This is a genomic window from Streptomyces sp. DF42 (assembly GCF_058267695.1).
Genome location: NZ_CM177859.1, coordinates 4,168,031 through 4,189,117, shown reverse-complemented (window position 1 = coordinate 4,189,117; position 21,087 = coordinate 4,168,031). Strand labels below are relative to the sequence as shown.

Annotated in this window: 25 protein-coding genes and 1 pseudogene; 10 read left to right on the top strand and 16 right to left on the bottom strand. The window is 70.8% G+C overall.

Annotated features, from left to right (window positions below; all coding sequences use genetic code 11):
* Window positions 1-154: 154 nt before the first annotated feature.
* Window positions 155-1,114 (bottom strand): cyclase family protein, encoded by a 960-nt coding sequence (locus ACYUED_RS18950; RefSeq protein WP_491293463.1) that lies wholly within the window; start codon window positions 1,112-1,114, stop codon window positions 155-157.
* An 84-nt stretch (window positions 1,115-1,198) separates the two neighbouring features.
* Between ACYUED_RS18950 and ACYUED_RS18945 the strand changes: the two genes are divergently transcribed.
* The 3 genes from ACYUED_RS18945 to ACYUED_RS18935 all read left to right on the top strand — a co-directional run bounded on the left by ACYUED_RS18945 (window position 1,199) and on the right by ACYUED_RS18935 (window position 4,419).
* A complete protein-coding gene (locus ACYUED_RS18945) occupies window positions 1,199-2,113 on the top strand; it encodes an SDR family NAD(P)-dependent oxidoreductase (protein WP_491293462.1) in 915 nt (304 codons plus the stop codon).
* A gap of 108 nt (window positions 2,114-2,221) precedes the next feature.
* Entirely contained in the window at window positions 2,222-3,370 is a 1,149-nt protein-coding gene (locus ACYUED_RS18940) for an acyl-CoA dehydrogenase family protein (RefSeq protein ID WP_491293461.1), read from the top strand.
* Window positions 3,370-4,419: a Zn-dependent alcohol dehydrogenase gene (locus ACYUED_RS18935; RefSeq protein ID WP_491293460.1), complete on the top strand. Its 1,050-nt coding sequence runs from the start codon at window positions 3,370-3,372 to the stop codon at window positions 4,417-4,419. The genes ACYUED_RS18940 and ACYUED_RS18935 overlap by 1 nt, the downstream gene beginning before the upstream one ends.
* On the opposite strand, the gene ACYUED_RS18930 is transcribed toward ACYUED_RS18935, so the two are convergent.
* Window positions 4,341-5,306, bottom strand: a complete 966-nt coding sequence (locus ACYUED_RS18930) for a GlxA family transcriptional regulator (protein WP_491293459.1) — start codon at window positions 5,304-5,306, stop codon at window positions 4,341-4,343. The genes ACYUED_RS18935 and ACYUED_RS18930 overlap by 79 nt on opposite strands.
* Here ACYUED_RS18930 and ACYUED_RS18925 point away from each other — a divergent pair.
* Window positions 5,299-5,592: pseudogene (locus ACYUED_RS18925) on the top strand (MFS transporter); the annotation flags it as partial. The gene ACYUED_RS18930 and the pseudogene ACYUED_RS18925 overlap by 8 nt on opposite strands.
* A gap of 132 nt (window positions 5,593-5,724) precedes the next feature.
* Here the strand turns inward: ACYUED_RS18925 and ACYUED_RS18920 are convergent.
* The 7 genes from ACYUED_RS18920 to ACYUED_RS18890 all read right to left on the bottom strand — a co-directional run bounded on the left by ACYUED_RS18920 (window position 5,725) and on the right by ACYUED_RS18890 (window position 9,259).
* Window positions 5,725-6,138 (bottom strand): VOC family protein, encoded by a 414-nt coding sequence (locus ACYUED_RS18920; protein ID WP_491293458.1) that lies wholly within the window; start codon window positions 6,136-6,138, stop codon window positions 5,725-5,727.
* Window positions 6,135-6,719 carry a dihydrofolate reductase family protein gene (locus tag ACYUED_RS18915; protein ID WP_491293457.1) on the bottom strand — a complete coding sequence of 195 codons (585 nt, stop codon included), beginning with the start codon at window positions 6,717-6,719 and terminating at the stop codon, window positions 6,135-6,137. The genes ACYUED_RS18920 and ACYUED_RS18915 overlap by 4 nt, the downstream gene beginning before the upstream one ends.
* 118 nt (window positions 6,720-6,837) lie before the next feature.
* Window positions 6,838-7,350, bottom strand: coding sequence for a DinB family protein (locus tag ACYUED_RS18910; protein WP_491293456.1), 513 nt, complete (start codon window positions 7,348-7,350; stop codon window positions 6,838-6,840).
* A 128-nt stretch (window positions 7,351-7,478) separates the two neighbouring features.
* Window positions 7,479-7,883: a transposase gene (locus ACYUED_RS18905; RefSeq protein ID WP_491293455.1), complete on the bottom strand. Its 405-nt coding sequence runs from the start codon at window positions 7,881-7,883 to the stop codon at window positions 7,479-7,481.
* A complete protein-coding gene (locus ACYUED_RS18900) occupies window positions 7,868-8,371 on the bottom strand; it encodes a hypothetical protein (protein WP_491293454.1) in 504 nt (167 codons plus the stop codon). The genes ACYUED_RS18905 and ACYUED_RS18900 overlap by 16 nt, the downstream gene beginning before the upstream one ends.
* Window positions 8,372-8,711: 340 nt before the next feature.
* The gene (locus ACYUED_RS18895) at window positions 8,712-8,969 is read right to left on the bottom strand and encodes a hypothetical protein (protein WP_491293453.1); all 258 of its coding nucleotides are present in this window, start codon (window positions 8,967-8,969) and stop codon (window positions 8,712-8,714) included.
* Window positions 8,966-9,259, bottom strand: coding sequence for a hypothetical protein (locus tag ACYUED_RS18890; protein ID WP_491293452.1), 294 nt, complete (start codon window positions 9,257-9,259; stop codon window positions 8,966-8,968). Before ACYUED_RS18890 ends, ACYUED_RS18895 begins: the two co-directional genes overlap by 4 nt.
* A 156-nt stretch (window positions 9,260-9,415) precedes the next feature.
* Here ACYUED_RS18890 and ACYUED_RS18885 point away from each other — a divergent pair, with 156 nt between their 5' ends.
* Window positions 9,416-9,697 carry a GntR family transcriptional regulator gene (locus tag ACYUED_RS18885; protein WP_491293451.1) on the top strand — a complete coding sequence of 94 codons (282 nt, stop codon included), beginning with the start codon at window positions 9,416-9,418 and terminating at the stop codon, window positions 9,695-9,697.
* 14 nt (window positions 9,698-9,711) lie between these two features.
* On the opposite strand, the gene ACYUED_RS18880 is transcribed toward ACYUED_RS18885, so the two are convergent.
* Genes ACYUED_RS18880 through ACYUED_RS18870 form a run of 3 tightly spaced genes read right to left on the bottom strand, consistent with a single transcriptional unit; the run spans window position 9,712 to window position 13,404 of the window.
* Entirely contained in the window at window positions 9,712-10,323 is a 612-nt protein-coding gene (locus tag ACYUED_RS18880) for a flavin reductase family protein (RefSeq protein ID WP_491293450.1), read from the bottom strand.
* Window positions 10,324-10,363: 40 nt separating this feature from the next.
* Entirely contained in the window at window positions 10,364-11,179 is an 816-nt protein-coding gene (locus ACYUED_RS18875) for an enoyl-CoA hydratase/isomerase family protein (protein ID WP_491293449.1), read from the bottom strand.
* Complete coding sequence (locus tag ACYUED_RS18870; RefSeq protein ID WP_491293448.1) at window positions 11,179-13,404, bottom strand: acetate--CoA ligase family protein; 2,226 nt, start codon at window positions 13,402-13,404, stop codon at window positions 11,179-11,181. The genes ACYUED_RS18875 and ACYUED_RS18870 overlap by 1 nt, the downstream gene beginning before the upstream one ends.
* Window positions 13,405-13,606: 202 nt before the next feature.
* On the opposite strand from ACYUED_RS18870, the gene ACYUED_RS18865 reads away from it, so the two are divergent.
* Together ACYUED_RS18865 and ACYUED_RS18860 are read left to right on the top strand one after the other, a co-directional pair.
* Window positions 13,607-14,047, top strand: a complete 441-nt coding sequence (locus tag ACYUED_RS18865; RefSeq protein ID WP_491293447.1) for a hypothetical protein — start codon at window positions 13,607-13,609, stop codon at window positions 14,045-14,047.
* On the top strand, window positions 14,044-14,319 hold the full coding sequence (locus tag ACYUED_RS18860; protein ID WP_491293446.1) for a hypothetical protein: 276 nt from the start codon (window positions 14,044-14,046) through the stop codon (window positions 14,317-14,319). Before ACYUED_RS18865 ends, ACYUED_RS18860 begins: the two co-directional genes overlap by 4 nt.
* A gap of 117 nt (window positions 14,320-14,436) precedes the next feature.
* Here ACYUED_RS18860 and ACYUED_RS18855 read toward each other — a convergent pair whose 3' ends face one another.
* Window positions 14,437-15,948: a flavin monoamine oxidase family protein gene (locus ACYUED_RS18855; protein WP_491293445.1), complete on the bottom strand. Its 1,512-nt coding sequence runs from the start codon at window positions 15,946-15,948 to the stop codon at window positions 14,437-14,439.
* A gap of 148 nt (window positions 15,949-16,096) precedes the next feature.
* Window positions 16,097-17,299, bottom strand: coding sequence for a flavin-containing monooxygenase (locus tag ACYUED_RS18850; RefSeq protein WP_491293444.1), 1,203 nt, complete (start codon window positions 17,297-17,299; stop codon window positions 16,097-16,099).
* A gap of 244 nt (window positions 17,300-17,543) precedes the next feature.
* Between ACYUED_RS18850 and ACYUED_RS18845 the strand changes: the two genes are divergently transcribed.
* Together ACYUED_RS18845 and ACYUED_RS18840 are read left to right on the top strand one after the other, a co-directional pair.
* Window positions 17,544-17,996, top strand: coding sequence for a DoxX family protein (locus ACYUED_RS18845; protein WP_491293443.1), 453 nt, complete (start codon window positions 17,544-17,546; stop codon window positions 17,994-17,996).
* Window positions 17,993-18,403, top strand: coding sequence for a Zn-ribbon domain-containing OB-fold protein (locus ACYUED_RS18840; protein WP_491293442.1), 411 nt, complete (start codon window positions 17,993-17,995; stop codon window positions 18,401-18,403). Before ACYUED_RS18845 ends, ACYUED_RS18840 begins: the two co-directional genes overlap by 4 nt.
* 277 nt (window positions 18,404-18,680) lie before the next feature.
* Here the strand turns inward: ACYUED_RS18840 and ACYUED_RS18835 are convergent, their stop codons facing one another.
* Both ACYUED_RS18835 and ACYUED_RS18830 read right to left on the bottom strand, forming a co-directional pair.
* A complete protein-coding gene (locus ACYUED_RS18835) occupies window positions 18,681-19,031 on the bottom strand; it encodes a LuxR C-terminal-related transcriptional regulator (RefSeq protein ID WP_491293441.1) in 351 nt (116 codons plus the stop codon).
* Between the two features lie 215 nt (window positions 19,032-19,246).
* Window positions 19,247-20,431 (bottom strand): hypothetical protein, encoded by a 1,185-nt coding sequence (locus ACYUED_RS18830; protein WP_491293440.1) that lies wholly within the window; start codon window positions 20,429-20,431, stop codon window positions 19,247-19,249.
* Between the two features lie 177 nt (window positions 20,432-20,608).
* On the opposite strand from ACYUED_RS18830, the gene ACYUED_RS18825 reads away from it, so the two are divergent.
* Window positions 20,609-20,860 carry a hypothetical protein gene (locus ACYUED_RS18825; RefSeq protein WP_491293439.1) on the top strand — a complete coding sequence of 84 codons (252 nt, stop codon included), beginning with the start codon at window positions 20,609-20,611 and terminating at the stop codon, window positions 20,858-20,860.
* Window positions 20,861-21,087 lie beyond the last annotated feature (227 nt).

Genomic DNA, 21,087 nt, shown 5'->3' with positions numbered 1-21,087 from the left:
GATTCGGCGTCGGCTCCCTCAGGGCCAAGAGGGGTCGATGGGGGCCTCCCCGCTCGACCGAGGTCGAGAGTGGGGGAGGGTGCGCCGGAGTCGGCCGGCGGCGTGTGTGGTGCCGTGCTCGGGGCGGGAGCACCGCGCCGCCGGCCGACGGCCTTCACAGGACGGCGACGGGGGCCACCGGAGTCCCCGTCGCGCCGACGAAGGGTTCGGGCATCGCCGACAGCAGGAATGCGTACCGGCCCAGTTGTCCACAGGCTGTGGACAACTCTTCGAGATTCCAGTTCTGGCCCTGCAGCATCCCCATCTCCACCAGGTCCAGCGCATGCACGGGTAGCCACAGGTCCTCGATCTCGGGCGGAAAGATCTCGAACGTGAGGGTGTCATTGGCGACGGCGGCGACATCGCGCGCGTGGAACCACTCCGGCGTACGGACCGACAGGCCGGGTGAAGGGTAGCCGTACGCGTCCCTGTCCCCGGCGAGGTAGACCTGGATCTGTCCGGTCCGTACGAGCACGATGTCGCCGGCACGCGCGCGCGTGCCGGCCATCTCCTCGGCGGCCTCCAGGTCTTCGGGTGTGACCGCGTGCCCGCCCTCCAGCCGGTCGACGCCACGCGCGCGTGCGACGTCCAGCAGTACCCCGCGCGAGACGACGTGCCGGGCCTTGTCGATGCCGCTGAACTCGGCACCGCCGTGCGGGGTGATGGTGGCCGCGGGGCGGCCGTTGTAGAGGCGGCCCGAGTGCGAGACGTGGGTCAGCGCGTCCCAGTGGGTGGCGGCCTGCAGCCCCATGGTCACGGCGTCGTCGCTGCACGCCACCGTCCCCGGGCCGAACAGCTCCTGGTTGATCTGCACCATCGCGTGCAGCGGATTGACCCGCCCCGGGATCATCCCGGTCTGCACGCCGTCCTGCTTGAGGGGCAGGGCGAGGGGGATGCGGCGGCCGGTGCGGACGGTCGCGGCGGCTTCCCGGACGACCTCGTCGGTGATCAGGTTGAGGGTGCCTATCTCGTCGTCGGTGCCCCAACGCCCCCAGTTGTTCACGCGTTTGGCGATGGCGTGGAACTCCGGATGGAGTGTGGGCCGTGGCGGCGGCCCTGGCATGGGTTGTGACATCGGTCCTCCCCGGGGCTTGTCTCCAGGTATCTGACGGGTCATACAATCTAACGGTCCGTCAGAAACCGCGGGAAGGGGCCGGGCGTGGGGAACTTCTTGGCAGGCAAGGTCGTCGCCGTGACGGGCGCCGGGCGGGGCATCGGCCGCGCGGTGGCGCTGGCCGCGGCGGCCGAGGGAGCGAAGGTCGTCGTCAACGACTACGGCGTGGCGATGGACGGGGCCTCCCCGACGAGCCAGGTCGCCGAGGCCGTCGTCAAGGAGATCGAGGCTGCGGGCGGTGAGGCGGTCGCGGTGGCCGACGACGTCTCCACGATGGCCGGCGGGCAGCGGGTGGTCGACGTGGCGGTCTCGTCGTACGGACGCCTCGACGGTGTGGTGTGCGTGGCCGGGATCCTGCGCGAGCGGATGCTGTTCAACATGTCCGAGGAGGAGTGGGACCCGGTCGTGGCCACGCATCTCAAGGGCACGTTCACGGTGTTCCGGGCGGCCGCGGCGGTGATGCGGGGGCAACGGGCGGGGACCCTGATCGGGTTCACCAGCGGCAATCATCAGGGGTCGGTCGCGCAGGCGAACTACAGCGCCGCGAAGGGCGGGATCATCTCGCTCGTTCGCAGTGCGGCCCTGGGGCTGAACAAGTACGGGGTGAGCGCCAACGCGGTCGCGCCCGTCGCCCGTACGCGGATGTCGGCGAACGTTCCCATGGAGCTGGCGGAGATCGGAGAGCCGGAGGACGTGGCCGCCCTGGTCGTGTACCTGCTGTCGGACCGGGCCAGGGAGCAGGCGATCACCGGGCAGGTCTACACGATCGCGGGACCGAAGATCGCGGTGTGGGCGCAGCCTCGGGAGCTGCGTGCCGCGTACGCCTCCGGCGGGTGGACGCCCGAGCGGATCGCGGAGTTCCTGCCGGGGACGGTGGGGGTGGATCCGATGCCGATGCTGTCGCGACTGGAGGCCATGGAGAAGGCGGCGCGGGACGGGGCTCGGCCGAACGCCCGATAACTCGGGGTGTGCGGGTTGTGTGGCGGGTGCGGGCCTGTCGTGGCTGGTCGCGCGGTTCCCCGCGCCCCTTGAGGGCAGTTGCTGTGACCGGCGCTGGGAGGAGACCCCGTGGACTTCGGATGTGCCGCGGAGGATGAGGAGTTTCGAGCCGAGGCTCGGGCGTGGCTCTTCGAGCACGCCGAGGCCGGACAGGATCGGCGCGTCTGGGAGCGCACCTTGGGTGAGGCCGGCTGGATCGGGCTTGGCTGGCCCGAAGGCGGTTACGGGAATCGGATCGCCACGCTCACCCAGCAGGTCGCCTGGGCCGAGGAGTACGCCCGGTCGGGCGCGCCCCCGCGCTCCGGCCACATCGGGGAGAACCTCCTCGCGCCCACCTTGCTGACCCATGGCACGGACGAACAGAAGGCCCGCTTCCTGCCTCCCGTCGCCGCCGGTGACGAGCTCTGGTGCCAGGGATACAGCGAACCCGGTGCCGGTTCGGATCTGGCCGGTGTGCGGACCGCTGCCGTGCGGGAGGGGGCGTACTACCGGATCACGGGCCAGAAGATCTGGACGTCGCTGGCGCACGAGGCGAACTGGTGCTTCGTGCTGGCCCGTACCGAGTCCGGCTCGCAGCGGCACCACGGGCTGACCTTTCTGCTCGTGCCCATGGACCAGCCGGGGAGCGTCGAGGTCCGGCCCATCCGGCAGATGACCGGCACGAGCGAGTTCAACGAGGTCTTCTTCGACGGGGCACGCGCGCGCGTGGAGCATGTCGTCGGCGGGGAGGGCGGCGGCTGGAAGGTCGCGATGAGTCTCCTCGGCTTCGAACGGGGGGTCTCCACGCTGGCCCAGCAGATCGGGTTCGCCGAGGAGCTGGGCCGGGTGGTGCGGGCGGCCGTGCGGTCCGGCGCCGTGCGGGATCCCGTCGTACGGGAGCGGCTCGTGCGGCAATGGGCGGAGTTGCGCGTCATGCGGTGGAACGCCCTTCGCACGCTGGGGAGTTCGGGGGGCGCCGGGGCGCCCAGTGTGGCCAAGTTGCTGTGGGGCGGCTGGCATCAGCGGCTCGGGGAGCTGGCCATGCAGGTGCGGGGGGCCGCGGCCGCGGTCGGTCCGGCCGACTGGTCACTCGCGTCGCCGTACGAACTCGACGCGACGCAGTACCTGTTCCTCTTCTCCCGGGCCGACACGATCTACGGCGGCTCGGACCAGATTCAGCGCACGATCATCGCCGAGCGCGTGCTCGGCCTGCCCAGGGATCCCAAGGGGGGCGTCTGATGCGCGGTGTGGTGTTCGACGGCAAGCGGGTCGAGGTGGTCGACGACCTGGAGGTCCGGGATCCGGGGCCGGGGGAGGTGCAGGTCGCGATCTCGGCGGCCGGGCTGTGCCACAGCGACCTGTCCGTGGTGGACGGGACCATACCGTTCCCCGTTCCCGTGGTGCTGGGGCATGAGGGGGCGGGGGTCGTGGAGGCCGTCGGTGCCGGCGTCACGCATGTCGTCCCCGGTGACCATGTCTCGCTGTCCACGCTCGCCAACTGCGGTGCGTGCGCGGAGTGCGACCGGGGGCGGCCCACGATGTGCCGGCAGGCGATCGGGCGTCCCGGGCAGCCGTTCGTCCAGGGCGGGCGGCCCGTCTTCCAGTTCGCCTCCAACTCGGCCTTCGCGGAACGGACCGTGGTGAAGGCCGTGCAGGCGATCCGGATTCCCAAGGACATTCCCCTGCCGTCCGCAGCGCTGATCGGGTGCGGGGTGCTGACGGGGGTGGGCGCCGTGCTCAACCGGGCCCGCGTGGACCGCGGGGACAGCGTGCTGGTCATCGGCACCGGCGGCATCGGGCTCAACGTCATCCAGGGCGCGCGGATCGCGGGTGCGCTGAGGATCGTCGCCGTCGACGCGAACCCGGCGAAGGAGGCCGTGGCCCGGCAGTTCGGGGCGACGCACTTCCTGACCTCGACGCAGCGGGTGAAGGAGATCCTGCCCACGGGCGCCGACCACGCCTTCGAGTGCGTCGGGCGGGTGGAGCTGATCCGGCAGGCGATCGATCTGCTGGACCGGCACGGACAGGCGGTCCTCCTCGGCGTTCCTCCGGCGACCGCGCAGGCGTCCTTCCTCGTCTCCTCGATGTACCTGGACAAGTCCATCCTGGGCTGCCGGTACGGCTCCTCGCGTCCGCAGCGGGACATCGCCGTCTACGCGGAGCTGTACCGGGCCGGCCGCCTGTTGCTGGACGAACTGGTCACCGAGACCTACCCGGTCGAGGACTTCGAGAAGGCGAGGGCGGACGCGGAGGCGGGACGGGTGGCACGCGCAGTGCTGACGTTCTGATCGGGGCGGGAGCCGCCTCCGGCACCCCTCGTGCCACCGTCCCGGAAGGTGCGCCGATAGCTGGTCGGAGTCACCCCGAGCGCCGTCTGAAGGTGCTGCCGCATCGACTGGGCCGTACCGAAGCCGGCGCCCCGGGCGACCTGGTCGACGGTGAGGTCGCTGGACTCCAGCAGGTGCCGGGCGCGCTCCACGCGCTGCTGGGTGAGCCACTGGCCGGGGCTGATGCCGACCTCCTCGCGGAAACGGCGGGTGAAGGTCCGCACCGACATGGACTCCTGCGCGGCCATGTCCCGCAGCTGGATCGGCTCGTGCAGACGGCCCAGGGCCCAGGCGCGGGCTCCCCGAGTGGTCGCCACCTGCGGTTCCGGCACCGGGCGGTGGATGTACTGCGCCTGGCCGCCGTCGCGGTGCGGCGGTACGACGGTGCGGCGGGCGATGTCGTTGGCGACGGCCGTGCCGTGGTCGCGGCGCACCATGTGCAGGCACAGGTCGAGGCCGGCCGCGACACCGGCCGAGGTCAGCACGTCGCCGTCGTCGATGAACAGGACGTTCGGATCGACGTCGATCTGCGGGAAGAGCCGCTGCAGCTGGTCGGTCTCCGCCCAGTGCGTGGTCGCGCGGCGGCCGTCGAGGTAGCCGGCGGCGGCCAGGACGAACACACCGGTGCAGATGGAGGCGAGCCGGGTGCCGGGGCGGATGTGCGCGAGGGCGGCGGCCAGTTCATCGGTGAGGACGCCCCGCTCGAAGACCGGGCCGAGTTCGTACGACGCCGGGACGATCACGGTGTCGGCGGTGGCCAGGGCCTCCGGGCCCCGCTCGACCTGGATGGCGAAGTCGGCGTCGGTCTGCACCGGGCCGGGCGGCCGGACCGAGCAGGTGACCTTCATCGTCTTCTACGGCCTCGACTGGGTCGCCACCGTCCCGCCCACCGTCGCCCTGTGCCGCGAGCAGTACGGCGACGACAGCGCGATCGTCTTCGGCTGGGTCCTCGCCTCCCACCAGGTCGGCGCCGCACTCGTGGCCTTCCTCGGGGGCGTCGCCCGCGACGTCTTCGGCTCGTACGACATGGTCTGGTACGCGTCCGGCGCGCTGTGCGCGGCGGCGGCGCTGATGGCGCTGGTGATCCGGCGGCTGCCGAGCGAGGGCGTGGGGAAGCTCGCGACAGTGGGCTAGTTGTATTGCCTTGTGACCCCACGGGTTCGCCGCGCCGACGGTGGGAGCGGATCTCCGACCCCTTCACCGCGGCGTGCTCCGAGCAGATCGGCCTTGCTGGGGAGCTTCGTCACTCCACTCACCGTGACCGCCTCAGGAGAAGTCTGCCGCGGTGATGCCGTCGGCATGTCCGGGCGGCCACTCCACCAGCTCGATCCGGTAACCGTCCGGGTCGGTGAGCCACGAAGTCTTCGGGCCGTGAGGGCCGCCCGGGTACTGGAGGGGTTCTGGCCTCAGGCCGGCTTCGGTCAGCGTCTCCAGGGTGGTGGCGAGCCGCTCCACCTGGATCGCGAGGTGGTCGAAACCGCTGCCCACGTCGACGCGTCCACCGGCGGGGCGGTGGACCAGTTCGAGCGAGGCCGCCGGTTCGCCAGGGAACTTGAGGATCACCAGGCGACTCCCGTCGCCGCCGTCGACCCTGCCCAACTCGACGTAGCCCAGGGCGGTGTAGAAACCGAGCGAGCGGTCCAGGTCGGTGACGCGGTAGGAGACGAAGAGCGTCTTCATGCGGCCACCTCGGGTCGGCGCACCCGATAGCGCAGGTGCGTGACGTCTCGATCGTCGAGCCGTCGGACGAGGTCGAGTTCGATGTGATCACCACCCAGGTGGTCGAACAGCCTTCGGCCGTCCCCGAGGAGGACCTGAACCAGGTGGATCTCCATCTCGTCCACCTGCCCGGCCCGCAGGAGTGCTTGGGCCGCCCCCGCCCCATGGACCATGACCGGTCGGTCCCCGGCCGCCGCGCGAGCCTGGCGGGCACAGGCCTCGACATCGGTGACGAAACGCGCGTGGCCGGGCGGTACGTCCCCGTCGTCCACGTGGTGGGTGAGGACGAAGATCGGCACGCCGTCGTGGTGGTCGCCCTGCCAGCGCCCGGCGAGTTCGAAGGTCCGACGGCCGGAGATCACCGCGCCGGTCGCCAGGGCTTCGCGGTAGACCTGGCCGCTCGGACCGTCGGACTCCCGATCATCGAGCCAGTTGAAAAGCCGCCCCCCGTCGCGTCCGAGCTCCTGCCCTGGCCGATCGTCCGGGCCGGCGATGTAGCCGTCGAGCGACATCGACATGTACAGCCGAATCGGATGGGTCATCCTGGCCTCCCTCTCTCCTCCATGACACCCGGATCCGCCGTTTCCTGATCCGCCGACGGCGGCCGGGAATGTCACAGGGAAGACTTCAGGCAACCGGCGAACTCATCGGCCTGACGTGTCATACACCAGTGGCGCCGTCGATGCGCTCCCGGAGCAGGTCGGCGTGGCCGTTGTGGCGGGCGTACTCCTCGATCATGTGGACGTGGATCCAGCGGAGGCTGACGTCCTGCTCCATGAAGCGGCCGGTGTCGGTCAGAGCGCGGTCGGCGCAGAGCTCGCGGGCGCGGGCGATCTCTGCGTGCCAGGTGCTGAGGGCGTCGTGCAGTGTGGCGCCCTTGGCCAGTTCGAAGCCGCCGTCGGGGGCGGACGGGTCGGCCTGTGGGTCGTAGATGCACGGGGCCTGTTCGCCGGCGAACACGCGGCGGAACCAGTTCCGCTCCACCTCCGCCATGTGCTGGACGAGGCCGGTCAAGGTGAAGCCGGACGGTGGCACGGACGCGACGGCGGCCTGCTCATCGTCCAGGCCCTCGCACTTCATGGCGAGGGTGGCGCGATGGAAGTCGAGCCAGTGAACGAGTGTGGTGCGCTCGTCGGCGTTCAGGGGCGGCAAAGGGCGTTCGATGGCGCTCATCGGTCGATTATCGCCAGCGGCCGAAAGGGCTGACAGGCAGGACTTCGTAGACGCTGTCCGTGCGGACTCTGCGGACTCTGCGGACTCTGCGGGGCCAGGGCTGGGCCAGGGCCTGCTCCAGGTCCGGATCACGTTGGTCGGAGGCTGCGGATCCAGATCACGGCACCGCGTAGGTGGAGTCCGGCAAGGTAGCTGGTGGCGGTCTTGTCGTAGCGGGTGGCCAGGCCCCGCCACTCCTTGATCCTGTTGATGCGGCCTACGACGGTGTTGCGGTCTTTGCAGAGGTCCGGATCGTGACCGACCGGGCGGCCGCGAGAACCCTTCTTCTTGCGGTGGGCGGGCCGGTCGGCCTTCTCCGGAATGACACCGCGGATGCGGCGTCGGCGCAGGTGGGCGCGGTTGGCGCGGGAGGAGTACGCCTCGTCCGCGGCGACGGCCGCGGGGCCGGGTGCGCGGGCGGCCGACCGGGCCGCGCACCTTGACGCCCTCCGGTACCGGGACGAAGCGGGGGAGTTGGTCAGGATTGCCGGCACAGGACGCCTTGGCCGTCGGACCAGCCGCCGTCGGTGCAGACGAACATGGCCGCATTCGCGGCGCGGACATGTATGGCCGTGAACCTTCCGTTGCTCGGGTTGGGACCGTTGTACGAGGCCGTGTAGCCGATGCCGGGGCCGGCCGTGCTTCCCTGGCAGGCGTTGTCGCTGAACGTGTCGATCTGGAACTGGTTGCCCTCGGACAGCTGGAACCCCGTGTCGATGTTGGCGCTGCGGTCGGCCGGGCGGCTGATGCAGTTCGAGGACGAGCCGGGGACAGTCACTCTGATGCTGTTGGCACCGTCGGGAAGGCTGACCGCTCCGCCCTGGACGATGAGCGGGATACTGCTTCCGTCGCGGTTGGACAGCGCGGCGAAGGCAGTGCCGCCCGACATGGCGACCATGCCGAGGCCCATTCCGGCCACGGCCAGCAGCCCCAGGGATCGGTTCAGGAGACGACGCCCGTTCGGGCGACTCGACGTGAGCACAGTGGCTCCTCTCGTTTCGGTGGCTGTGTTCCTGATCAGGATTTCCGCGGGGAACCATGAGGCGATAGAGGCAAATGACCTCAACTCCCGAACGGGGCGGAACCGGTGACATGTGCCTCTATGGGCCGGCGAAGCCGAGCGAACCCGACGGACGCGGAGACCTGCGCGGACTGCCGGGGCCGCTGCCCAGCCCTCGGCACCACGGGCATCCGCTGTCATGTGGCGGTTCCGCGCCAGATCACGCTGAAGGCAAGGGGATGCGCATGCCGTGGGTGCCGAGGGCGAGCCCCGGTCACCCACGGCACCGGCGTATGACCTACGGCGGGATGCTGCTACGCCGTCACTCCCTGTCTGCCGCCATCATGGCGACGCATTCGTCGAGCGCTGCGTGCAACGGCGATACGAGGGCGGCGAGTTCGGCGTCCGACGCCTTGCCCGCCTCCAGTACGGCACCGACGACCGCGGCCAGGGCGGCGGCGCCCTCCAGGGCGTGAGCGTCGGCCAGCGCATCGAGGAGACCGCCGCGGCGCGCGATCACGAACGCCTCCTTGCCGGTGGCCGGGTCGACGCCGAGGCTGCGGGGGCGGCACGCGCTCATACGGCGACCTCCCAGGGGAGGCGGTCCGGGCGCGAGGACGCCACCCGGCGCCGCTCCCACCGAAGATGACGCTCACGTTCGTCACGCTCGCGTTCCCATACGACGAGGTACGGCCGGACCAGGGGCTGGCCGTCGGCGGCGATGACGTCGACGGGGCGCGGCCTCGGCCGACGCGCGGGAACGGGCACAGGAACGGGCGGACGGGCGGTGAGCGATGGTGGCACGTCGGGGCGGTGCGCTCCGTGCGGAGGCAGGAAGAGGCTCAGGATCGCGGCCAGTAGGCTGCGCATAGGTCGACTCCTGTTCAGTCGGCTGAGCCCCGGCACGGAAGCTCTGACCCTTCCCGCCGGGGCGTTTTCATGCCCGCATGGTATCGCCTTGTATCGACTCGACGCGAGACGTATCCCAAAGAGCGTGCATCAGTCCACTTGCTTAGCGTCGACTTCATGAATCCTGACGCTGAGATCGATCACGGGGCGCCGCTGACTCCATACCGGCAACTTGCCGAGATTCTGCGTGCACAGATTCAACGCGGCGACTGGCGGCCGGGGCGGATGCTGCCGAGTGAAGCCCAGCTCGTGCAGCGGTACGGGATCGCGCGGACGACCGTGCGGCGGGCGCTGGGTCTGCTGGCCGACGAAGGCTGGGTGTACGCCGTACCTCAGCGGGGATGGTTCGTCTCCGACCCCTTGCCTCCCGCCCCCGAAACCCCCGCCCCCTCCGCCTGACCCGCCGTCGGGCCTCAGTCTCCGTCGAGCCGCCCGAACCGCCCCCGGTGAAAGACCAGCGGCCCGTCGGGGGACTCGCCCGTGCCCAGGGCGTCCACCCGGCCGACCACGATCAGGTGGTCGCCCCCGGTGTGTACGGCGTGGATCGTGCAGTCGAGCCAGGCGACGGCGCCGGTCAGGCGCGGGGAGCCGGAGACCGGCGCCCCGTCGTACGCCACGCCCGTGAACTTGTCCGCCCCGCTCACCGCGAAGGCCCGGCACAGGTCGCCCTGGTGCGCGCCCAGGATGTTGACGCAGAAGACGCCCGCGCGGGCGATGCGCGGCCAGGTCGTCGACGTACGGCCGACCATGAACGCGATCAGGGGTGGGTCGAGGGAGAGGGACGAGAAGGACTGGCAGGCGAAGCCGGCGGGACCGGCCTCGTCGGCGGCAGCGGGTGCGGTGACGACGGTGACGCCCGTCGCGAAGGCGCCGAGCACGCGCCGGAACTCGGTCTGGTCGATGGACGCGCGCTCGTCCTCGCCGACGCAGCGCAACTCCGGGCGTGGCAGCGCCTCCACGGGCGCCGGCGCCCCGGCCGACCTGAGGTAACGGACGGCGGCTGCGGCCGCCCCTGCGTGTCCCATCACCCTTCCATTGAAGCTGACGGTTCGTCAGATGGGAAGGTCAGCGGCCCTTGTACTGGGGGCTTCTGCGCTCCACGAAGCTGCGTACACCTTCCCGCGCGTCCGCCGTCGTCATGTTGATCTCCTGCGCGGCGGCTTCGGCCGCGAAGGCCGTCGCGCGGTCGGAGTCCAGGGAGGCGTTGACGAGCTGCTTGGTGAGGGCGAGGGCGCGGGTGGGGCCGTTGGCCAGGCGTTCCGCCCACTCGCGGGCCGTCTTGGCCAGGTCCTCGTCCGGGACGACCCGGTTGACCAGCCCGAGGCGTTCGGCGTCGGTGGCGGTGAGCGCGTCGCCGAAGAACATCAGCTCCTTGGTCCGGTGCGGGCCGATCAGGCGGGGGAGGAGGTAGGCGCCCCCGCCGTCCGGTACCAGCCCGCGCCGTACGAAGACCTCGATGAACTTGGCCGAATCCGCGGCCAGTACGAGGTCGCAGGCGAGCGCGAGATGGGCGCCGAGGCCGGCCGCCGTGCCGTTCACGGCGGCGATCACCGGCTTCTCGCAGTCGAGGACGGCGGCGGTCAGGCGCTGGGCGCCGAGGCGGAGCATGCGGGCGACATCCCCGGCGACCCGCTCACGGGACTCCGAACCGTCCCCTGAGCCGCCCCCCGAACCGCCCCGCAGATCGGCCCCCGCGCAGAAACCGCGCCCCGTCCCCGTGAGGACCACGGCCCGTACGCCGGGGTCGGCCGAGGCGTCCGACAGCAGCCCGATGACCCGTTCCCGCTGCTCGGGTGTGACGGCGTTGAGGACGTCGGGCCGGTTGAGAGTGATGTGCGAGACGTGGTCGCGGAGTTCGTGCAGTACCCAGGTCGGCTCCATCACCGGCACACCGCCAGCGCGTCCAGCGCCACCGCGCCCTGCCCCCTGGGCAGCACCATCAGCGGGTTGATGTCGAGCTCCGCGAGGTCGTCCCCGAGTTCCAGCGCCATGCGCTGCACCCGCAGGACGACTTCGACGAGCGCGTCGAGATCGGCCGCAGGGCGCCCTCGGACCCCGTCGAGCAGGGCCCGCCCGCGCAGGTCGCCGAGCATGTCCCGGGCCTGCTCCTCGCCGAAGGGCGGCACGCGTACGGCCACGTCGTGCAGCACCTCCACGAGCACCCCGCCGAGCCCGACGGTCACGGTCGGCCCGAACAGCTCGTCGTGTGTGACGCCGACGACCATCTCGACGCCCCGCTCGACCATCTGGCACACCAGGACACCGTCCAGGGCCACCCCCTCGTAACGGGCGATGTCGGTCAACTCCCGGTAGGCGTCCCGGACCTGACTCGCCGAGGTCAGCTCGATCTTGACCAGGCCCAGCTCCGTCTTGTGGGCGATCTGGCCGCCGGAGGCCTTCATCACCACCGGGTAGCCCACCAGGCCCGCCGCGCGTACGGCCGCTGCCGCGCTGGTCACCAACTGCTCGCGCGGGACGCGGATGCCGTATGCCCGCAGCAGCTGCTTCGCCGCGTGCTCGCTCAGCTGCCGGCCCGGCTGCATCAGGGCCTGCGCCTTGCGGAAGGAGGGCGAGGTGGCGCGCGGGGCCTCGTCGAAGGGGGAACGGTAGCCGCTGACGAAGCGGTGGTGGTCGAGGTAGGCGCGGACGGCGGTGATGCAGTTCGCGACCGTGCGGAAGGTGGCCACCCGGGAGGAGCCGAGCAGGACCTCGCGGTAGGCCGGCTCGGTGCCGACCGGGGAGCCCCAGACGACGCAGACCAGCTTGTCCGTCCGTTCGGCGGCGTCCACCAGGTCCTGGACGAGCCTGTCGCTGAGGGGAGGGAAGGGCCCGGTGATCGGGCAGATCAGCACGCCCACCGCGGGGTCGTCGAGGATCGCGTCGATGATCTTCCGGCCGCGGTGGTCGCCGACCGGATGCCCGCCGTTGTCCACGGGGTTGGCCACGCTCAGGTACTCGGGTATCCACTGGTGCAGTTCGGCCTGTTTGGACGCCGACAGCACCGGCAGGCCGAGTCCCGCCTCGGTCGCCAGGTCGGCGAAGTGCGCACCCGTGCCGCCCGAGATGGAGTAGACGACGACGCCCTCGGCGCGTGGCGGCCGGGCGCGGGCCAACAGGGCGGCGGTGTCCTGGAGTTCGTCGAGTCCGTCCACCCGGATCACCCCGAACTGCCGCATCGCCGCGTCCACCACCGTGTCCGCGCCGGTCAGCTTGCCCGTGTGCGAGGCGGCCGTACGGGCGCCGGTCTCGGTGCGGCCGACCTTGACGGCGACGACGGGGACCCGGCGCCGGGCGGCCCGGTCGGCGGCGAGCAGGAAGGACCGGCCGTCCTTCAGCCCCTCGACGTAGCAGGCGATGGCGCCGACCTCGGGACGCTCGGCGAAGTAGGAGATGAAGTCGGCGGTCTCCAGATCGGCCTCGTTGCCGGTGGGCGCCCAGTGGGAGAGGCGGATGCCCAGCTCCTGGAGGGAGAAGACGGGGCGGCCCTGGTGCCCGGACTGGGTGATGAGGGCGATGGCCGGTCCGTCGAGGTCGTCCCGGAAGCGCTCGAAGGCGTTGAGGTTGGTGTTGGGTCCGAGGAGGCGTATTCCGGAGCGGGCGACGGCGGCGGCGAGGCGCTCCTGCGCGGCCGCGCCCTCCGCTCCCGTCTCCGCGAACCCGGAGGCGAAGACGACCGCGAACTTCACCTTGGCCTCGGCGAGTTGCTCGACCACCGGAAGGGGATCGGCGAGCAGCAGTACGGCGAGGTCGACCTGCTCGGGCAGGTCGGCGACGGAGGGGGAGCAGGGTATGCCGAAGACGGACGGGCGGGTGGGATGGACGGGGTGGAGGCGTGCCCCCACGCGCTCGGCCCACGCGACCAGTTGGCGTGTGATGCCGGTGTTGGGCCGCCCCTCGGTGTCCGAGGCGCCGATCACGGCGACGGACTCGGGGTGGAAGAACCGGTCCAGATCGGGGACGTCGCAGTACAGCGGCCGGCCGCTGACGTCGAGGTCGTCGACGTCCGCGGGCCTGCCGTGGACGGCGGGGCCGGGTTGCTCGCCGCAGGCGATGACCCGGGCCCGGCGGGAGTCGGTGGTGAGGGTGCCGTGGGTTGATCCAAGCATCGGTCCGCCCGCTCCTGTGTGACAGCGAATACCTGACGCAATAACTGACGCACTGTCAGATTACTGAACTGACGCGGTGTCAGGAACTGGTGGGAACTTAAATCAACTGCCCCACTGGACTTACGTGCATACGATCAGCAACTCTGGTCACTGTTTTTACGGGCTCCAGGGGGGAGCTTGACCCAGGTGGGGGGATCACTCGATGAATCAGGGTTCTGCCGTGCTGCGCCGAAGCGGCTGGAGAAGGGGCGCGGCGATCATGGCCGTCGCCACCCTCGGCGCCGCCGGCCTCGGTCTGGCGGGGATGCCGTCGGCGATGGCAGCCGGCAGCGCGGCCTTCGCCGACGGTGAGGCGTGCACGCCCACGGCGGGCTTCGAGAGCTGCCGGCTCTTCGACTCGACCGCGACCGAGCAGGAGTTCACCGTCCCGTCCGGCGTGACCAAGCTGGACGTGCGGGCGTGGGGACAGGGCGGCGGCGGCAACTCCATGGTCAGCGGCGGCGCCGGGGCGTTCGCCGCGGGCATGGTGAAGGTGACCTCCGGCCAGACGCTGACCCTCAAGGTCGGCGGGGCGGTCCGCGGACACGAGTACGGTGACGCGTTCGGCGGCGCGGGCGGCGGCGGCTTCGCCGAGCCCCGGTGACCGCGAAGTCCGCCGGTGCCACGGCCGCCTTCACGGTCGAGGTCGTCGCGGCGGACGCCTCCGCCTCGCCCTCGCCGTCCGCGTCGTCCGGCTCTGACGGCACGGTGGTGACCGGCGAGAGCTCCGGCACCCCGACCGGCGGCGGCATCCTGGCCTCCACCGGTGCGGGCGGCACCGGCCTGCTGCCGGCCATCGCCGCGGCTCTCGCGGCCGCGGGTGTGGCGGCGGTCCGCTTCGCCCCGCGCCTGAAGGCCCGTCTGCCCCGCAACTGACGTACGGCAAAGGCACATGGAGAAGACAGGCCCGGGTCCGGCAGGGACCCGGGCCTTCGCCGTCCGCGGATGCGGTGCGTGGAGGGTGCGGTGTGTGGACGCGGTGCGCGGTGCCGGTTACAGGGCCGTCAGCACTTCCTTCGCGACCCGTTCCCCCGACCGCACGGCACCGTCCATGAAGCCGTTCCAGTACGTGGAGGTCTCGGTGCCCGCCCAGTGGATGCCGTCGGCCGGCTCGCGCAGGGCGGCGCCGTACTCGGTCAGGACGCCGGGTGGCGCGTAGGCGACCGGACCGCCGCGGGAGAAGCCCTCGTTGTCCCAGCGCTGCAGGACGAAGGAGGTGGGCGACTTCGCCTTGTCGCCGAAGTAGGTGGCGTAGTCCTTCAGGACGGCGGCCTTCACCTCGTCGACGCCCGAGGCGTCGTGGGCCCGCATCTCGTCGGCCTCGATGAAGCCCATCAGTGCGCCGTAGGAGGCGTCGGGCGGTGAGTTGTCGAAGGTCGAGCGGACCACACCGGAGTCGCTGACGACCTGGCCGTTGAGACCGTCCGCGCGCCAGAAGGGCGTGTCGTAGACGGCGATCGCCTTGCCGATCGAGCCCATCGGCAGCCGCTGGCCCAGCTGGTCGCGGGAGGCCGGGAGCAGCGGGTCGAAGACGATGCGTCCGGCCAGCGGCGGGGGTACGGCGACGACGACCTTCTTGGCGGTGACGGTGATGCCGTCGGCCGTGACCAGGTACTTGCCGCCGGACCGCGCGATCGAGCGCACCGGTGCGCTCAGCACCACCCGGTCGCCGAGCGTGGCGGCCAGCTTGATCGGCACCTGCTGGGAGCCGCCGACGAAGCGGGACTCCTGGGCGCCGTTCGCGGTGTCGGTGAGGCGTTCCAGGGTGCCGGGGTTGGACTCGTTGCCGGCGGCGGCGATGTAGAAGAGGACGAAGAGCAGGGAGAGTTCGCGGGGCTGCGCCGAGAAGATCGACGTACAGGCCACGTCCAGGAGGAACTTGGCGGACGGGATGACCGCGTGGGCGTTGAGCCAGCTCTCGAAGGTCTGCCTGTCCCACTCGGCGGCCTTCGCGGCCGTCCAGGGCGCGTCCACGGGGACCTGCTTGGCCATGTCGTCCAACGACGCCTGGACGATCGCCGCGTTGGCGAGCCCGGCCGCGTCGATCGGCGGGACCGAGCCGAGGATGCCGTCGGTGGCGTACGGGGTCTTCCTGCCGTCCTTGTAGAGGAGGTTCCTGCCGGTGTTGTAGGTCGTGAAGGTCGCCACGCCCAGCGAGTCCGCGAGGGCCTTGATGCGGTCCTGGGTGGGGCCGATGAACTCGCCGCCGCCCTCGCTGAATCCGCCGTTCGCCAGGGGCAGGTTGACCACCCGGCCGCCGACACGGTCGCGGGCCTCCAGGACGGCCACGGTCCTGCCGCCGGCCACCAGGTCGCGGGCCGCCGTCAGTCCGGCGAGTCCGCCGCCCACGACGGCGACGTCCACGTCCCGGGTGCTCGCCGCGGACGCCGGGACGGCGGCGGTGGTGGTGAGGGTGACGGCGCCCGCCGCCGCGGCGGCACCGCCGAGCAGGGACCGCCGGGAGAGGGCGCGGGGTTGGTGCTGTCTTTCGCGTGCCACGTGCATCCTCCGTGTGGAGAGTATGGAGAGTGTGGAGCCAGAAAGTGAGCAGTGTTCACATTCTGGCCCCGCGCGACGGCACGCTTCAACGCTCCTGTCACATCTGACGCACAAGTAACAAGAGTTCTGGTGAAGGGAGTTGAGGCCTTCTACGTCACCCGGGCAGACGGGACAGCGTTCCCGCGCCCTTCTTCACGACCACCCGCGCGATCTTCTCCGCGTCCATGGCGACCTCGCGCAGCGTGCCGCTGATGGGTGTGGTGAAGCCGGTGAAGTACAGGCCGGGCGCCTGCTCGAAGGTGCGGGCGCCGTGCGCCAGGGGTCTGCCCCGGCCGTCGAGCACGTCGAGGTGACCGACGAGGCCCTCCAGCGCGCGGACGTATCCCGTGGCCGCGACGACGGCCTCCGGCGAGACGCGGGTGCCGTCGGCGAGGACCACCTTGCCGTCCTCGAAGCCGTCGACGGCGGCCACGACCTCGACCCGCCCCGTGCGCACGGCGTCGATCAGACCGACGTCCTGCACCGGGATGGCGCCCTCCTGCACGCGGCTGTACAGGCCGGTGTCGGGGCGGGGCAGTCCCTGCGCGGAGAGGTCGGGCACGCTCAGCTTCGCCATCGGCCGCGCGAGCCGGTCGACGAGCCCGGTCGGCAGCCGCCGTACCAGCACGCCCGTGTACTGGGCGGCCCACCCCGCGGTGGAGCGGCGCACGATGTGCGGGGCCGTCCGCACCGACAGGCGCACCCGCGAGGCGCCGCCCTCCACCAGGTCCACCACGATCTCGGCGCCGGTGTTGCCGACGCCGACGACCAGGACGTCACGGCCGGCGAACGGCTCGGCGTTGCGGTAGTCGCCCGCGTGCGTGAACTCGCCGGTGTACGTGTCGAGTCCGGTCCACTTCGGGACGTACGGGGTGTGGTTGTAGCCGGTGGCGACGACCACGGCGGCCCCGGTCAGCTCGCGCCCCCCGGTGGCGTGCAGCAGCCAGCCGGTGCCGTCGGGGGAGCGCTCGACGTGGGAGACCTCGACGCCGGTGACGATCTCCAGTTCGTGCACCTCGGCGTACTTCTCCAGGTAGCGCACCACGTCGTCGCGGGCCACCCACCGCCCGAACCGGCGCGGCACGGGCAGCCCCGGAAGGGCCGACAGGCGCCGGGTGGTGTGCAGCCGGAGCCGGTCGTAGTGCCGCCGCCAGGCCGCGCCCACGCCGTCGGACTTCTCCAGGACGACGGCACGTATGCCCCGGGCCCGCAGCGCGTACGCGACGGAGAGTCCGGCCGGCCCGCCGCCCACGACATAGACGGGGCGGTCGGCGGCGGGTTGCGCCGGTACCTGGGAGGGCGCTGTGGAGTCGGCCATGTGCGCGAGCGTAATCACGCACCGGGTTGATGGGTCTCGGTCAAGACCGGAATTGGTTTCGGATTGATCACGGGTGTAGGAGTCGTGGGTGGGGCTTGTGATGTAGGCCACCTGGTTGTGGCGGTTCGGCGAGCGGACCCAGGGGGCGCCGGGGGTTCGTGGGCGGATCGCAGGAGGTTCGTGGGGGTGGGCGGGGCGGTTCGCAGGGTTCCCGGTTCCAGCGATCTGACGTACCGTCAGATTCATGGACTCGATCTGGCTCAGTGGCGCAGAGTGGCTGGCCGTGCTGCGCATAGGCCTCGGGCTGTGGTGGCTGGAGAGCTGGCGGCACAAGGACCGGAAGGCCTGGTTCGAGCGCGGCACCGGGATCAAGTGGGCGGCCGGCATCGCGGAGAAGCACCGCTGGAACGCCGTACGGTCCGGCTTCGAGGTCATGGTGGCGCCGCGCCCGCGGACGATGGCGTACGTGGTGGTGTACGCGGAGCTGGCGATCGGACTGGGGCTGGTCGCCGGGTTCCTGACCCCGATCGCGCTGGTCGGAGGACTCCTCCTGAACCTCCTCTACTTCACGCTCATGATCCACGAGGTGGCCGAGCAGGGGCAGAACTCGATGATGGCGCTGATGTCGGTGGTCGCGCTGTTCGGGATGTCGTGGCAGGCGTGGTCGCTGGACAGCGGACTCGGGCTCTTCGGATGAGCGGCCCCCGCTTCGACGTGCCGGAGGCCGACGCCTTCACCCGGACCTACTGGGACGCGGCGGCCGAGGGCCGGCTGCTGATCCGCCGCTGCGGGGCCTGCGGTCGGGCGCACCACTACCCGCGGGAGTTCTGCCCGCACTGCTGGAGCGAGGACGTGGAGTGGGAGCGGGCGAGCGGCCGGGCGGTGCTCTACACCTGGTCCGTCGTCCACCGCAACGACCTCCCGCCCTTCGGGGAGCGGACGCCTTACGTGGCCGCCGTGGTCGACCTCGCGGAGGGGCCGCGGATGATGACGGAGGTGGTGGGATGCGCGGCGGGGGAGTTGCGGGCGGGGGCGCAGCTGGAGGCTGAGTTCCGGGACGGGGTGGCGGTGTTCAGGCCACGCGGCCCGGGCCCGCGGGCTTGAACGGACCGATGGTCTCCGCCGACGAGCAGCGGACACATTCCCCCTTCCCCGATCTGTACGGACCGGTTATCCGCCTGCGCCTGTGGGACGACGCGGACTCCGCGGCCGACCTCCGCGGCAGACGTCGCGACCCGGTGTGCGGCGCCATCAGAGAGCCGCTCGGTGATCTTGCAGACGTCGAAGTCGCCGCTGGGCGGCTCGTCTTGTCCGGTGGTGGACACCGTCGCCCGGCCGTTCGGCGCCGGGTCCGCTCATGGGGCGAGCGGACCCGGCCACCTCAGGCGACAGCAGGCTCAAGCCACCGGTCCGGATTCCGGTCGCGGTGCCCGGAACCTGACAGATCGGTACACAGCGAGCTGTGGGCCAGGGCGGAGACGATCGCAGCCTGTGTCCGCGTCTGCTGTCCCAGCTTGGCGACGATGTTCGCGATGTGCGCCTTCACCGTGCGTTCTGCGATCCCCAGTTCCCTTGACAGCTCCCGATTGCCCAGGCCTGTGCCCAGCAGCAGGAGAACCTCTCTTTCGCGGCTGGTCAAGAACTTCAGCCGCCGGACGCCGGTTTCCGGATTGTGGCCGGTTCGCCGGTAGGAACAAGCGGTGTCTTCCGCGTCGGACCCTGTGGTGGTCATTCCGGTCCCTTTCTGGACGCCGCGATTCCCAGCAGACCCCCGTGGCCTGATCGCTGGGGCGACCACCGATCAACCTACCTGCCGGCTCATCTGGCGTTCATGCCGTTGTGACCGACACAACTTGGCTCATAAGGGCATGGCGAGCAGGGTGACGCCGAAGCCCCGCACCGGACGGGACGGGTGCGGGGCTTCCACTGCACGGCTCGCGCAGTCGGCTACTTGAACTTGCCGTAGTAGCCGGTGAGATCGGCCTCCGGGCAGGTCGCCGAGCCGACCAGGCAGAGCGCGTTCGCGTACGTGCGCCTGTAGACGTCCGTAACCTTGCCGCCGTTGTAGATGTATATGTAGTGGTTCGGCATCAGCCGGTGCTTGCCGGAGATGATCGACCAGTTCCCGCCGGTCGTCACGTGCATCGAAATGGCGCCGTCGATCGCCCCCTTGACGCCGCCCAGGCCGTTGCAGAAGGGGTTGGTGGCGTGCGTGACCAGCCGGACGTCGACGTAGTTGCCGCCCGACCCCATCTTCTTGGCCTTCATGTCCTTGTCGGAGGCGGTCTTGGTGGCGACCAGCCTGCCTGTCGCCTTGACGTAGACGTGGCTGGCCCCGATGGCCTTGTAGCCGTCGACCTTCTTCGACTTCCACGTGATCAGCGCGTTCAGGGCGGTTCGATACTTCGACGACTTCCAGTCGTAGCCGTGACCATCCCCGCCGAACTGGAAGTGGGACCCGTAGTCGCAGCCCGCCGTCGGTGCGTCAATCTTCTTCTGGGGGATGAACGTCTCCCACGTCACCGTGGTGGTTCTGGCGGCCGCTGCCGCCGTCGCCTGCTGCACTGCCTGCCGGCGCAGCGCGCTCAGCTGGTCCTCTCCCCTGCGAACCGTGGGGACGGACACCTGCATGCCCCATGCGCGGGCCTTCGGATCGCCGCCCTTGGGAAGGACGGGGGCGACCCGGTAGGCGTGTCGGCTGCCCGCCCGCAGCCCGGTGTCGCGGAAGGACGTGACTCCGGCGTCGAGCGACGCGATGTCCTTGCCGTCACGGCTGACAACGTAGCGGGCCTGCCGGTCGTAGCCCTGCCAGGAGATATTCACGGACGAGGTGCCGGTCGCGGTGGTGATGCCCTGGTCGATCATTGAGCGGTCGACCACCGCCGTACGGCTCGACGACGTCCGCAGCACGGCGAATCCCTGGCTGTCGAGCAGGCGTCCCGTTGCGCTGGAGGCGGAGAAGCCACTCATGTTCGTCAGTCCGTGCTCGCGCACCGAGGACAGGGAGAAGGGGGAGGCGTCCGGGCGAGGGTGGGGATCCGGTGAGGCAGAGGCCGGGAGCCCGGTCACCAGGAGTGCCAGCGGGGCCACAGCCAGCGATGTCAGCTTCAGAGCGCGGCCGTCCAACTTCACAGACTTCTCCCTCGTATTTCGCGTCTCATGCGGTCGGCGCAACATTAGGGAGAAAACACATCAGCGGATATTGTCCGATTGGGCACTGCCCCAAAGGGCACCCCCCTGACCGGGCCTGCCATGATGGGACTCATGGGCTACCGTTCCGCACAACAGACCCAGGACAAGGACAGCGATATGCCCACCGGACAAACCGACAGCCCCGCGTCGCTCTACGGTGGCGCGTCATCCGCTCTCGGCATCCTCGCCTGCGTCATCTCCCTGTTCGCCGGCTACATAGGAGCGGGAATCCCCGTCATCTTCGGCGCCCTGGCGGTCACGCTCGCCGTCATCGGTTTCGCCGCCGGGTCCCCTCGCCGCTCCTGCACCGTGGGCCTGTGCACCGGACTGTTCGGCTTCCTCCTGCCCGTCATCGTCGTGGCAGCCTGAGCAGCCGGCACTCGGGCCGTACGCCACAGGCTCGCCCGCCGCGCACGGCGGCCGGTAGCCGTACGAGCGGCCCAGCCCTGCAGGCATACCCGGCCGAGTCCGAACCGCGGGCAATTCTCGATGACTTGGCGCCCGTTGGAAAAGACCGACAGATCGCGGATGTCCGCAACGCGATCAGTGGTGGCGTTCCTCACAGTCCGGTGATTCCGGCCGGCAACGTGGGTTCG